At 72.4% G+C, this 13346-nt stretch carries 10 protein-coding genes; 1 reads left to right on the top strand and 9 read right to left on the bottom strand.

The genetic code is table 11. The features are described from left to right. Window positions 1-162: 162 nt before the first annotated feature. From ACFYZJ_RS33870 to ACFYZJ_RS33900, 7 genes are all read right to left on the bottom strand, one after another. Window positions 163-1116, bottom strand: coding sequence for an SUKH-4 family immunity protein (locus ACFYZJ_RS33870; RefSeq protein WP_388574635.1), 954 nt, complete (start codon window positions 1114-1116; stop codon window positions 163-165). A gap of 180 nt (window positions 1117-1296) precedes the next feature. Further along, complete coding sequence (locus ACFYZJ_RS33875) at window positions 1297-3603, bottom strand: xanthine dehydrogenase family protein molybdopterin-binding subunit (protein ID WP_388574638.1); 2307 nt, start codon at window positions 3601-3603, stop codon at window positions 1297-1299. Continuing rightward, window positions 3600-5084, bottom strand: coding sequence for a 2Fe-2S iron-sulfur cluster-binding protein (locus tag ACFYZJ_RS33880; protein WP_388574641.1), 1485 nt, complete (start codon window positions 5082-5084; stop codon window positions 3600-3602). Before ACFYZJ_RS33880 ends, ACFYZJ_RS33875 begins: the two co-directional genes overlap by 4 nt. Next, window positions 5081-5974, bottom strand: a complete 894-nt coding sequence (locus ACFYZJ_RS33885) for an FAD binding domain-containing protein (RefSeq protein WP_388574643.1) — start codon at window positions 5972-5974, stop codon at window positions 5081-5083. The genes ACFYZJ_RS33880 and ACFYZJ_RS33885 overlap by 4 nt, the downstream gene beginning before the upstream one ends. Before the next feature lie 280 nt (window positions 5975-6254). After that, on the bottom strand, window positions 6255-7928 hold the full coding sequence (locus ACFYZJ_RS33890; protein WP_388574645.1) for a beta-N-acetylhexosaminidase: 1674 nt from the start codon (window positions 7926-7928) through the stop codon (window positions 6255-6257). A gap of 161 nt (window positions 7929-8089) precedes the next feature. Beyond that, a complete protein-coding gene (locus ACFYZJ_RS33895) occupies window positions 8090-8368 on the bottom strand; it encodes a DUF3039 domain-containing protein (RefSeq protein ID WP_388574648.1) in 279 nt (92 codons plus the stop codon). A 29-nt stretch (window positions 8369-8397) separates the two neighbouring features. Next, the gene (locus ACFYZJ_RS33900) at window positions 8398-8970 is read right to left on the bottom strand and encodes a YqgE/AlgH family protein (RefSeq protein WP_200417816.1); all 573 of its coding nucleotides are present in this window, start codon (window positions 8968-8970) and stop codon (window positions 8398-8400) included. A 252-nt stretch (window positions 8971-9222) separates the two neighbouring features. Here ACFYZJ_RS33900 and murA point away from each other — a divergent pair, with 252 nt between their 5' ends. Beyond that, window positions 9223-10563 carry a UDP-N-acetylglucosamine 1-carboxyvinyltransferase gene (murA, locus tag ACFYZJ_RS33905; RefSeq protein WP_388574651.1) on the top strand — a complete coding sequence of 447 codons (1341 nt, stop codon included), beginning with the start codon at window positions 9223-9225 and terminating at the stop codon, window positions 10561-10563. 438 nt (window positions 10564-11001) lie between these two features. On the opposite strand, the gene ACFYZJ_RS33910 is transcribed toward murA, so the two are convergent. After that, on the bottom strand, window positions 11002-11283 hold the full coding sequence (locus tag ACFYZJ_RS33910) for an HU family DNA-binding protein (RefSeq protein ID WP_007498188.1): 282 nt from the start codon (window positions 11281-11283) through the stop codon (window positions 11002-11004). Between the two features lie 391 nt (window positions 11284-11674). Next, window positions 11675-13102, bottom strand: coding sequence for an NAD-dependent malic enzyme (locus ACFYZJ_RS33915; protein WP_388574654.1), 1428 nt, complete (start codon window positions 13100-13102; stop codon window positions 11675-11677). Between the last annotated feature and the right edge of the window lie 244 nt (window positions 13103-13346).

A 13346-nucleotide genomic window follows, 5' to 3' on the forward strand; every position in this document is an offset into this window, starting at 1 on the left:
CCATCAGCGGGCTCCGCCCGCGGGGAGTCACGCGGGCTCGATTCCCGCCACGGCCTCTCCACCGGCGTCACGCCCGACCGCCGGCAGGTGGTCGGCCAAACGCGCACGTGACCCAAGGACTCGCCTGCGCAGCATCCATCAGCGGGCTCCGCCCGCGGGGAGTCACGCGGGCTCGATTCCCGCCACGGCCTCTCCACCGGCGTCACGCCCGACCGCCGGCAGGTGGTCGGCCGAGCGCCTTTTCCGCCTCTCCCGGTGGGCCAGCCACACCGTGAAGGCCAGGGTGGAGATGTCCGCGTTCAGCGGGCGCAAGGTCGGGTCCTGGGCGCTCCAGCACAGGAGTGCCCCGTCGGCGCCGTCCAGGAGCAGGCTCGTGTCGTCCGGCAGGTGGCCGAGGCGTATCAGGCGGGCCGCACCCTCCGGGAGGTCGTCCTCCGGGAAGTCCTCCTCGTGCGCGTAGTACTCCGTCAGCGTCGGCAGCGGTACGTCCGTGTCCAGTTCGTACCAGTGGCCGTTCTCCGGCAGGCCCACCTCGCGCAGGAAGCGGCGGGTCGGCTCGTGGGTGAGGGTGGCGGGGAAGTCGACGTCCTCGAAGCGGACGACCGCGGCGGTGCCGAACTCCTCGTCCAGGAGCCGGGGCGGCAGGTCCAGGGCGAGGCCCGTTCCGGGGCGGGCGGTCCGGGTCAGCGGCCGGATCAGTGCGGCCATCCGCCAGGCCGGCGCAAGGTCGTCGGTCAGTTCGTGTGTCGTCGCCGCGAACCGCAGTACCTGCTCCAAGGACGGTGCCAGCGGCGGCGGGTCCATCAGGCAGCGGGTGCGCGGGAAGGCGTACGTCGTCGCGCCGTCCAGGAGCGACTGCAGGTCGCGGTCCACGGTGCGCAGCGCTCCGATGACCAGCTGGTCGCGCAGCGCCTCGGCGAGCCTCTCGGCCTCGTCGACCAGCTCGGCCACCCGTCGCAGCGCCGGCCGCCCGCCGAGGACGCGCAGCCACAACACGGCTGTGTCGGAGGTCGGTTCGGTGCCCGTCAGCGGACGCCGGGGCTGCCCGTGCGTCGTGCAGAGATCGAGGTCCGCCTCGTCAAACGTGATCACACCACCGGTGTCGGTCCTGCCCATTGTTCCCCCGCGTGCCTCGTCCCCGGCCAGAGCATCCGCAGGGCAGGACACATCGTCCCGCCGAGTGGCTCTCCCCCAACGCCAAGAACCTTATGCGGCACCACTGACAACGCCGCAGGAGCACGCCGCCCTTCCGGTCGCGCGCGTGACGAGGACCACACCACGCAGCACGGGCGCCCCTCACTGCGTCGTGACCACCGCCGCCTGCGGGCGGATCGGCAGGCGGTTGACCGGGCGGCCCGTCGCCGCGCGGACCGCCGACGCAATCGCCGCCGGGGACGTGACCACCGGCACCGCGCTGACCGCCTTCGCGCCGAAGGGGGCGACCACGTCCCGTTCCTCGACCAGTTTGACGATCTTGATGTCGGGGACGTCCAGGGCCGTCGGCAGGGAGTAGCCCGTCAGGTCGGGGTGGCGGACCACACCGCGGGCGGTGCGCAGGTTCTCCGTGAGCGCGATGCCCACGCCCTGGGTGACTCCGGCCTCGACCCGGGCCGCCAGTTGCGCCGGGTTCAGTACGCGGCCCACGTCCTGGGCCACGGCCAGCTCCACGACCCGTACCGAGCCGATCTCGATGTCCACGTCCACCACCGCGCGGATCGCGCAGAAGGCGAGCCCCACGAAGGCGTCGCCCTGGCCCGTCTCGTTCAGCGGTTCGGTCGGGTGCGGGCGGCACTGGGCGGTGGCCCACAGTTCCTTGCCGTCCATCGCCTCGGTCACGGTCGTGGACAGGACTCCGTCGTACGACGTGATCTTGCCGTCCGTGATCTGGAGCAGCTCGGTGGACATGCCGAACTTGTGCGCCAGGGGCTGGAGGAGCTGGGTGCGGACCATTTTCGCGGCTCGTTCCACCGCGCCGCCGGACACCCAGGTGTGGCGGCCCCGGCAGCCCGCGCCCGCCGGCGGCTGGTCGGTGTCGACCGGGGCGACGTGCACCTCGTCGATGCCGAGGGTCTCCTGGACGATCTGCCGGGCGAGGGTCGCGAAACCCTGGCCCGTTTCCACGGCCGCGCACAGCACCGTGGCCACGCCGTCCTTGACCTTCACGGTCGCCGTGGAGACCTCGTCCGCGCCCTCCGCGCCGAGCATGTGGACCATGCCGAGGCCGTAGCCCACCCCCCGCCGGACCGCACCCGGTTCGCCGGCACCCTCGGGGCCGCCCGGCAGCAGCCACTCCTCCTCGGGGGTGTCCTTGGGCAGCGGTGGCAGCGGGAAGTCCCGTACGGCCTCCAGCAGTTCGGCCACCGGCGCCGGACACGTCACCGTCTGGCCGGTCGGCAGGACGTCGCCCGTCGCCATGACGTTGCGCATCCGCAGCTCCGCCGGGTCGAGGCCCAGCTTCTTCGCGAGCTTGTCCATCTGCGCCTCGTACGCGGCGCACACCTGCATCGCGCCCTCGCCGCGCACATGGCCCGAGGGCGGGTTGTTGGTGCGGACGACCCAGCCCTCGATGAAGGCGTTCGGGACGACGTACGGGCCGCAGGCGAAGGACACCGCGGCGGCCAGCGCGTCGGAGGAGGTGTCCGCGTACGCGCCGGCGTCCAGCAGGATCTGCGCCTCGACCTTCACCAGCCTGCCCTCGGCGTCCGCGTGGTGGCGGTAGCGCAGCAGCGTGGGGTGGCGGTGGACGTGGCCGAGGAAGGACTCCTCGCGGGTCGCGGTCAGCTTCACCGGGCAGCCGGTCCTCAGGGCGAGGAGTCCCAGCGGCAGTTGGAAGCCCTGGTCCTCGCGGTCCGCGGTGGCGCCGGGCACACCGGTGACCACGACCTTCACCCGCTCCGGTTCCAGGCCGTAGACCGCGGCGGCCCGGTCCCGGTCGGTGTGCGGGTCGGTGGAGGCGACGTACAGCTCGACCCCGCCGTCGGGCCGGGGCACGGCAAGCCCGGCCTCCGCGCCGATCGGGGCGGGGTCCTGGCGGCCGATGCGGTACAGGCCCTCGACGACCACCTCGCCGACCGCGTCCGGGTCGCCGTGGCGCAGCGGGATGTGGCGGATCAGATTGCCGTCGGGATGCAGCGGCTCGGCCTCGAACGCCTGCTCGGGGTCGGTGACCGGCTCCAGCACCTCGTACTCGACGATGACCGCGGCGGCGGCCATGCGGGCGGTGTCGGGGTGGTCGGCGGCGACGGCCGCGATGGGCTCCCCGTGGTGGCGTACGACGTCGGAGGCGAAGACGGGGCGGTCGGCGGTGCCGCGTCCGTGCAGCGGGCCCGCGGGCACGTCCTCATGGGTGAGGACGGCCCGCACGCCGGGCATCTCGCGCGCGTGCCGGGTGTCGATGGACAGAATGCGCGCATGCGGGTGCGGGGAGCGCAGCACCGCGGCCCACAGCAGGCCCTCGGCCCACAGGTCGGCCGCGTACGGGAAGGTGCCCTCGGTCTTGGCGCGGGCGTCGGCGGACGGCAGGGAGGCTCCGATGCCGTGCGGCAGCGGCTCGGGGGCGGGTGCGGCCGCCGCGGTGGTCGCGGTGGCGGCTTCGTTGCTCACGTCTGGCCTCCGTCCTGGCCGTACGGATGGTCGTTCGGGGTCACGTTGCCGAACGCGTCGAGGTGGACGCCGCCCTCCCCGGGGCCCGCCTGGTGCGGGATGCGCGGTTCGCCGCCGTCCGCTGCCGACTCGCCCTCGGCGCGGTGCGCCTCCCGCTCGGCGACGACCTCCTGGACGGCCTGCAGGACGCCCCGGTAGCCGGAGCAGCGGCACAGGTTGCCGCACAGCGCCTGGCGGGTCTCGAGTTCGGTCGGCGCCGGATTGCCCTCCAGCAGGTCGTGCACGGTCATCGCCATGCCGGGCACGCAGAAACCGCACTGCACGGCGCCGCACCGGGCGAGGGCCCGCTGCACGTCGGAGGGCTGCCCGTCGGCGGCGAGACCCTCGACCGTACGGACCTCGCTGCCCGCCGCGGTGACCGCGGGCACCAGGCAGGAGGCGACGAGCCGTCCGTCGACCTGCACGTTGCAGGCGCCGCACTCGCCCTGCGAGCAGCCGTCCTTGGCACCGGCGAGGCCGAGCCGCTCGCGCAGCACGTACAGCAGCGACTCGCCGACCCACGCCTCGGTGACGGGCCGGTCGGCGCCGTTGACCCGCAGGACGTAGGAGGCCAGGGGGTGCTCGTCGTGCGGGGGCGCGGGCTCGGGGGCCTGCTCCGCGGGCGGGTCCTGGGCACCGGCGGGCTCGGAGGCCGGGTCGGGCTCGGGGTCCCGCGCCGCTTCGGGAGCCGGTGCCTCGTCGGCCTGGGACGCCCGGGAGGCGTCGGATCCCTCGGAGGGGTCGGATGCCTCGGAGGCTTGCGAGGCGTGAGACGGCTCAGGGGCGGTCTCGGGCGCCTGAGGGGCCCCGTCGGCCCTCGCCTCCTCGTACGACCCGTCGGACGGCTCCCCAGGGGCCTCCTCGGGCGTCCGTGCGGCGCTCTCCTGCTCCTGGCCCGGCCACGGCTGTCCGGTCTCCTCCGTCGCCCAGGGCGCGGGCGCGCCGCCCGGCAGGGTCGCGGGCGGGGTACCGCCCCACCGCTCGACGAGCGACGACGTGCTGAACTCGCCCGACTCGTCCGGGAGATCACCGCCCGCGACCGGGATCGACCACTGCCCGGTGACGTCGTGCCCGGGTGCGGGCTCCCGCGCGGCCTGGGCCTCCTCGAAGCTCCACTGCCCGGTCGTGCCGGGGTTGTACGAGAACCGGTCCCCGGTTCCTTCCTGCGGGGCGGCCGGCCAGTGGGCGCCCTCCGCGGGCGCGCCCCAGTTCCCGCCGTGCTCCTCGGCGCCCGTGCCCTCCTGCGGGGTGAACGTCGGCGGCACATAGCCGTGGCCCGGCGCGGCCAGCGGGCTGTGGGAGGCGAGGAGGGCGTCGATCCCACCCTCCGGGAGCTGGACGAAGGCGGTGGCGCCGTCGTCGTAGTCCCCTTGCGGCAGCCGCTCCCAGGAGCCGCCCGCGCCCTGCTGGTGGGCGCCCTCCGGGTGCTGGTCGTCCGTCACGACAGTGCCCTCCCCAGTGCTCGTCGGGCCAGCGCGGCGACGGTGCGCCGCAGGTGCAGTACGGCGGGCGGAAGCTGCTGCACGGTGCCGTCCGCCGCGGGGGCCGGGTCGGGGATGCAGGCCGCGGAAACGTACTCCCCGAAGGCGTTCATGGCCTCCGGGACGATGGCGCGGTTGTTGTCCCAGTCGATGAGCTGCGCGACCCACTGCTCGGCCTCCAGCGGACGCAGCGGCATCGGCGCTATGGCCCCGACGGCGCAGCGCACCCCGCGCCGGGCCGGGTCGAGGACCACCGCCACCGACGCCAGCGCCCGCCCGGGTCCGGTGCGGCCGGTCGCCTTCAGGAAGACCTGGGGGGCGTGCAGCAGCGGCACGCGCACGTAGCCGATGAGTTCACCGGCGCGCAGCATCTCCACGCCGGCCAGCAGGTGCGAGACCGGGATCTCCCGGCGTGCCCCGCCCGGGCCGGCGATGATCAGCGTGGCCTCCAGGGCGGCGAGCACCGGAAGCGCGTCCCCGGTGGGCGCGGCCGAGGCGATGTTGCCGCCCAGGGTGCCCGCGTTGCGGATGTGCGGCGGGCCGGCCGCGCGCGCCGCCGCCGCGAGGGCGGGGATGAGCGCCGCGAAGTCCGGGCGTCCCATGCGCGCGTGGGTGAGGCCGGCGCCGAGCAGCGCGTGGCCGTCCTGGTACTGCCAGCCGCGGATCTCGCTGATCCGGCCGAGGCCGACCAGTGCGGCGGGCCTCAGCTGCCCGGAGTTCACCGCGGCCATGAGGTCGGTGCCGCCCGCCACGGGAACGGCGGCCGGATGGGCGGCGAGGGCCGCCACGGCCTCGTCCAGTGAGGCGGGCAGCGTCACGGCCTGCGCCGCCTGCGGTGCGTGCGTGGTCAAACCGGCTGCCCCTTCCCGCTGCCCCACCTGGTCCCACCTGTGTGGCCGTACGGTACGTGCTCACAGGGCGGACGTGGCAACTCTGGCACATCTTTCACGGCCTCCGACGCGGGGGTCCGCTAGGAGGCATTCGCCCCGCTGGCCAGGGAGATGGACCGTTTTGCCATGGCATCCCCGATGAGGGCGCATTGCGGCTCTTCGACGTCCCTTGCACTGCTTTTCCCATGCGGGGGTACGTTTCCAGCCGACCCGGCGCCTCGCCTGCCCTCCGCCCGGCACCTCACACGTTCGGGGGCGCACCCTCGATCGGGCGTCCGAGCACCCCGGGTCGCCGCTGCCACGGCAGCGGGCCCGCGGGCGGCCGGTAGGCGACCCCGAGCGCGTCCAGTCGACGGTAGTGGACGGCCATGCGCCGCTCGAAGTCCGCGAAGTCCCGCTCGGCCGGGGCGGGAAGGGCACTCCAGGCGACCTCGGCGAACGCCGCGAGCCGGGGAAACGCCTGGTAGTCGACGCGTCCCTGATCCTCCGTCACCTCGGTCCAGACGTTGGCCTGGGTGCCGAGCACGTGCCGCGCCTCCTCCTGCGTCAACTGCGGCGGAACGGGCTCGAAGCGGTAGACGTCCTCCAGGGTGCGCACGTACCCGATGGGCACCGGCTCGTCGGCACCGCCGTCCTGACGGTGGTCCAGGTACACCTGCTGCTCGGGGCACATGACGACGTCGTGGCCGCTTTTCGCCGCCGTGATCCCACCCGCGTACCCGCGCCAGGAGGAGACCGTGGCCCCGTCCGCGAGGCCGCCCTCCAGGATCTCGTCCCAGCCGACGAGCCGGCGGCCGCGTGCGGTGAGCCAGGTGTCGAAGTGCCGGATGAACCACGCCTGGAGCTCGTCCTCGTCCGCGAGCCCCAGCTCCTTGAGGCGCGCCTGCGCGGCCGGGGAGCGCCGCCACTGGCCCTTGGGGCACTCGTCACCGCCGATGTGGACGAAGGGTGACGGGAAGAGTTCCAGGACCTCCTCGAACACCTCCTCGTAGAACCGCAGGGTGGTGTCGGTGGGGGCGAGTACGTTGGGGTTGATGCCCCAGTCGTCCCAGACCGTCAGGGAGGTCGTGTCGATGACGTCGCAGTTGCCGAGTTCCGGATACGCGGCGATGGCCGCCTGGCTGTGCCCGGGGATGTCGATCTCGGGGACGACGGTGATGTGCCGCTCGGCCGCGTACGCGACGATCTCGCGGATGTCGTCCTGGGTGTAGAAACCGCCGTGCGGCTTCTCCTCCCACAGCGGCGAGGCCCGGTGGCCGAATCTGGTGCGCGCCCGCCAGGACCCGACCTCGGTGAGCCTCGGGTGGCGCCTGATCTCCAGCCGCCACCCCTGGTCGTCGGTGAGGTGCAGATGGAGGACGTTGAGCTTGTGCGCGGCCATCAGGTCCAGGTAGCGCAGGACGCCGTCCTTGGGCATGAAGTGCCGGGCCACGTCGAGCAGGAGGCCGCGCCAGCCGAAGCGGGGTGCGTCGTGGATCGTCACCGCGGGCACCTTCCACTCCCGCTTCCCGGTCACCGGGGCACGACGGAAGGCCTCCGGCCCGAGCAGCTGGCGGAAGGTCTCGGCGCCCCGGAACAGTCCGGCCCCGCTCGCCCCGTCGACGGCGACGACGTGACCGTCGACGGTCAAGCGGTAAGCCTCAGGGCTGCCGAGTTCCTCCTCGAGCCCGGGGACCACGCGCAGCAGGATGCGGTTCCGGTTGCCGCTGTGCGGCGGCAGCGGCAGCCCGGTCGCGGCGCCCACGGTCGCCCGCAGCCGGCGCGCGACACGCTCGGCGCCGGGGCCCGCCGCCTCGATCCCGGTCTCCTCGTCGATGACGTGACCCACGCCGCCGATCGAGGGGGACATCCGGACGGGAGCGGGGACCAGGTGCACGTCGAGCCCCGGGCGGAGGGAGTACGGAAACTCAGGCATGGCGCCAGTCTTCACCGCTCGGCCCGGTCCGCAGGCGGCAATCTCGACACCGAGGCGGACCGAGGCGGACCGACATATCCGGCGAAAGGCACAAAAGCTCCCGGAACGTGTCAAAAGCACGTCCCGGGAGCCCAGCAGTCGTCAGGCAGCCGAGCGGTCGGCTACTTGTCGCCGCCCTTGCCTTCGCCGCCGCTGCCCATGGAGTCGTAGATCTCCTTGCACATCGGGCAGACGGGGTACTTCTTCGGGTCGCGTCCCGGGACCCACACCTTGCCGCACAACGCCACGACGGGCGTGCCGTCCAGGGCGCTCGCCATGATCTTGTCCTTCTGGACGTAGTGGGCGAAGCGCTCGTGGTCGCCGTCACCGTGCGACACCTGCGGCGTCGGCTCTACGAGGGTCCCCGTACCGGTACCGCGCTCGGGCTCAAGAGTGCTCATAGGGCCAAGCGTACTGAAGCCCGCGCGTATCAGTTGAGCGTAGGGTCGTCCGGGTACGTCGCCACCATCGCCAGCTCGCTGCGCTGGCGTCGCAGCACGTCACGCCAGAGTTTCTCCGGGGCGGGGGACGACACGTCGCCGGGTTCGGACTCGACGACGTACCACGCCCCGTCCACCAGTTCGTCCTCCAGCTGGCCCGGCCCCCAGCCGGCGTATCCGGCGAAGATGCGCAGCGAGCCGAGCGCCTTGGCGAGCAGCTCGGGAGGGGCCTCCAGGTCGACCAGGCCGATCGCGCCGTGCACCCGCCGCCAGCCGAGCGGGGCGTGCTCCGGGGAGGCGCCGCCGGGGATCACCGCGACCCCGAGCGCCGAGTCCAGCGACACGGGTCCGCCCTGGAAGACGACACCGGGCTCGCCCGCGAGGTCCGCCCAGCCCTCCAGGATGTCCCCCACGTCAACGGGCGTGGGGCGGTTGAGGACCACGCCGAGCGAGCCCTCCTCGTCGTGGTCGAGGAGCAGCACCACAGCGCGGTCGAAATTCGGGTCCGCCAGGGCGGGGGTGGCCACGAGCAGCCGCCCTGTGAGCGAGGACACCTCGGTCATGCCAGACATGATCCCGCATCTTGCCTCGGGATGGGGAGGCAACGGGGGTACGTGGGTGAATGCAGCTCAGGGCTCATGGGTGCGTTGCGGGCGCACGGGCGTCCCGGTAACCGCTCGCGTCCGCCTCCGCACGGTTCGTGTTGTGGCAAAGCTATGACCTTCCTTGGGGCCACTTGGGCTTACTGAACGGGGGTAGGCGGCCATTACGCTTACGTCTTCGGCCCCTGCCCCACTCCACGGAACGCGAGATTCATGACCGTCAACGACGATGTCCTCCTTGTCCACGGCGGCACCCCGCTCGAGGGCGAGATCCGTGTCCGCGGTGCGAAGAACCTCGTACCGAAGGCCATGGTCGCCGCCCTTCTGGGCAGTGCCCCGAGCAGACTGCGCAACGTGCCCGACATCCGCGACGTACGCGTCGTGCGGGGGCTGCTGCAGCTGCACGGTGTGACGGTGCGTCCGGGCGAGGAGCCGGGTGAGCTGGTGCTCGACCCGACGCACGTCGAGAGCGCGAACGTCGCTGACATCGATGCCCACGCGGGCTCGTCGCGCATCCCGATCCTGTTCTGCGGCCCGCTGCTGCACCGCCTGGGCCACGCGTTCATCCCGGGTCTCGGCGGCTGCGACATCGGCGGCCGGCCGATCGACTTCCACTTCGACGTGCTGCGGCAGTTCGGCGCGGTCATCGAGAAGCGCGCGGACGGCCAGTACCTGGAGGCGCCCAAGGGGCTGCGCGGCACGAAGATCCGGCTGCCGTACCCGTCGGTCGGCGCGACGGAGCAGGTGCTGCTGACGGCGGTGCTCGCCGAGGGCGTCACCGAGCTGTCCAACGCGGCCGTGGAGCCGGAGATCGAGGACCTGATCTGCGTGCTGCAGAAAATGGGCGCGATCATCGCGATGGACACCGACCGCACGATCCGCATCACCGGTGTGGAGAAGCTCGGCGGGTACACCCACCGCGCCCTCCCGGACCGGCTGGAGGCGGCGTCCTGGGCGTCGGCGGCGCTGGCGACCAACGGCAACATCTACGTCCGTGGCGCGCAGCAGCGGTCGATGATGACGTTCCTGAACACCTACCGCAAGGTGGGCGGCGCGTTCGAGATCGACGACGAGGGCATCCGGTTCTGGCACCCGGGCGGGCAGCTGAAGTCCATCGCGCTGGAGACGGACGTGCACCCCGGCTTCCAGACGGACTGGCAGCAGCCGCTGGTCGTGGCCCTGACCCAGGCGACGGGCCTGTCGATCATCCACGAGACGGTGTACGAGTCCCGCCTCGGCTTCACCTCCGCGCTGAACCAGATGGGCGCGCACATCCAGCTCTACCGCGAGTGCCTCGGCGGCTCCGACTGCCGCTTCGGCCAGCGCAACTTCCTGCACTCCGCGGTGGTTTCGGGCCCGACGAAGCTGCAGGGCTCGGACCTGGTCATCCCCGATCTCCGCGGTGGCTTCTCCTACCTGATCGCGGCCCTGGCGGCCGAGGGCACGTCCCGGGTCCACGGCATCGACCTGATCAACCGCGGCTACGAGAACTTCATGGAGAAGCTGGTGGAGCTGGGCGCGAAGGTCGAGCTGCCGGGGAAGGCGCTCGGCTAGCGGCCACCGCCCCGGGGCACCGCACGAGCGGCCGGCGTCCGGGGGCAGCAGGTTTTCACCCCCGCCGCCCCTACCCGTCCCGTCCAGGGGGCTTCGCCCCCTTGGACCCCCGTGGGCCTGACGGCATCGGCATCGAACTCCCCCACTGCGCCCGCGCCCCGCGAAGTGCCACGCAAGCGAAGGGGCGGTCACCGTACCGGGTGACCGCCCCTTTGGCCTTACCGGGCCCGTACGCCGTCGCTCGAAGCGTTGTCGGGCCTCGTCTCGTCGCGCCGCCGTCCTGCGGCGGTTGCGCCGCCCTCTGCGGCGGTACCGCTTGTCACGCCGCCGTGCGGCGGGCGCGGCCCTGGTGTGCCGACCTGTGGCGGTACGGCCTTGCTACGCCGTCCCGTGGCGTCACGGTGTCGTACGCCGTCCCGTGGCGCACGAACGGCAAGATCACTTGCCCTTGGCGGCTTCCTTGAGCTTGGAGCCCGCGGAGACCTTCACGCTGTAGCCGGCCGGGATCTGGATGGGGTCGCCGGTCTGCGGGTTGCGCGCGGTGCGAGCGGCACGGTGGGTGCGCTCGAAGGTGAGGAAGCCAGGGATGGTGACCTTCTCGTCGCCCTTGGCGACGACCTCGCCGACGGTCTCGGCGAACGCGGCCAGCACGGCGTCGGCGTCCTTGCGGGTCACCTCGGCGCGGTCGGCCAGCGCGGCCACCAGCTCACTGCGGTTCATGTTGTTACTCCCGTGTTCTTCTTGCCGTTGAGGCGTGCCACGCGGCGGAGCCGCATGTTGGGCACGGCGAAGCCGATGCTGCCAGGGTCCTCGGAGAGTCCCCGGACCCGGGTCCGTCGTCAGACCCTCGCGCCCGAAGACGCATCCTGCCCCCACCTGCGGCGGGAAAGCCAATCCGGCACCCGTAGGAGTCGTGAGAACACCCTTGGGAGTCACACGAAGGGCGCCACCGCCTTGCCACGGTGACGTTCCGTTCGCTTTCCGCGACAGATCGCAGGTTCTGAGGGGTCCGAGCCCGGCCGCCACCATAGAGGGCGGCCGGGCAGCGGGGGTTCCACGACGCGCCGGTCAAGGGCCACCGTGGCAATGGTCACAGCCGTGCCGCGGGCTCCTACTCGACCGCCGTCGCCGACGCGCCCGCCGCCTTCGCGGCCTCCCGCACCGCTCCCGCGACCGCGCCCGCGACCTTGTCGTTGAAGACGCTCGGAACGATGTAGTTCGGGTTCAGTTCGTCCTCGGTCACCACGTCCGCGAGCGCCTGCGCGGCCGCCAGCATCATCTCCGTGTTGACCGTGCGGGACTGCGCGTCCAGCAGACCGCGGAAGACGCCCGGGAACACCAGCACGTTGTTGATCTGGTTGGGGAAGTCGGAGCGCCCGGTGGCCACAACGGCCGCCGTCTGACGGGCGATTGCCGGGTCGACCTCGGGGTCCGGGTTCGCGAGCGCGAACACGATCGCGCCGTCCGCCATGGCCGCCACGTCGTCGCCGTCGAGCACGTTCGGCGCCGAGACGCCGATGAAGACGTCGGCGCCGCGCACCGCTTCCTTCAGCGTGCCGGTCAGGCCCTCCTGGTTGGTGTTGTCGGCGATCCAGCGCAGCGCCGAGTCCGGCGCGGCGTCGACCAGGTCCTCACGGCCGGCGTGCACGACACCGTGGATGTCGGCCACCACCGCGTTCTTCACGCCCGCAGCGAGCAGCAGCTTGAGGATCGCGGTACCGGCGGCGCCGGCGCCCGACATCACGACGCGGACGTTCTCGATCTCCTTGCCCACCACGCGCAGTGCGTTGGTGAGGGCGGCGAGGACGACGATCGCCGTGCCGTGCTGGTCGTCGTGGAAGACGGGGATGTCGAGGGCCTCGCGCAGCCGCGCCTCGATCTCGAAGCAGCGGGGCGCGGAGATGTCCTCGAGGTTGATGCCGGCGAACCCGGGGGCGATCGCCTTCACGATCTCCACGATCGCGTCGGTGTCCTGGGTGTCGAGGCAGATCGGCCAGGCGTCGATGCCGGCGAACCGCTTGAAGAGGGCCGCCTTGCCCTCCATGACGGGCAGTGCGGCCTTCGGACCGATGTTGCCGAGGCCGAGCACGGCGGAGCCGTCCGTCACGACCGCAACGGAGTTGCGCTTGATGGTGAGGCGGCGGGCGTCCTCGGGGTTCTCGGCGATCGCCATGCAGACGCGGGCCACGCCGGGCGTGTAGACCATGGACAGGTCGTCACGGTTGCGGATGGGGTGCTTCGACGCCATCTCGATCTTGCCGCCGAGGTGCATGAGGAACGTACGGTCCGAGACCTTGCCCAGCGTGACGCCCTCGATGCCGCGCAGCTTCTCGACGATCTCCTGCGCGTGCGCCGTGGAGGTGGCGGCGATGGTGACGTCGATACGGAGCTTCTCGTGGCCGGACGCGGTGACGTCGAGGCCGGTCACCGAGCCTCCGGAGGACTCCACGGCGGTGGTGAGCTGCGAGACGGCGGTTCCGCTCGCGGGCACCTCCAACCGGACCGTCATCGAGTAGGAGACGCTGGGCGCCGTTGCCATGGCCGACTTCCTCTGCTTTCACCGTGTCGCGGATGTGTCCGCGGTTGTGTCTCGGATATGCCGTCCGATCGTCGCACCTACCGGGGAGTACGTGGTAGCCGCCCCGGATTGCGAACGTTTTGTTCGTCGGCTCGGGCTACATTCGGAAAACACCTTCCGCCGTACGAGAGACAAGGGACCGGGGCGGACGGTGACAGAGGGCGTCCCACGACGAGAGAGGTCCGCGCCCCAGGGGACGCGGACC

It is taken from the genome of Streptomyces sp. NPDC001848, assembly GCF_042891915.1.
Lineage (GTDB): Bacteria > Actinomycetota > Actinomycetes > Streptomycetales > Streptomycetaceae > Streptomyces.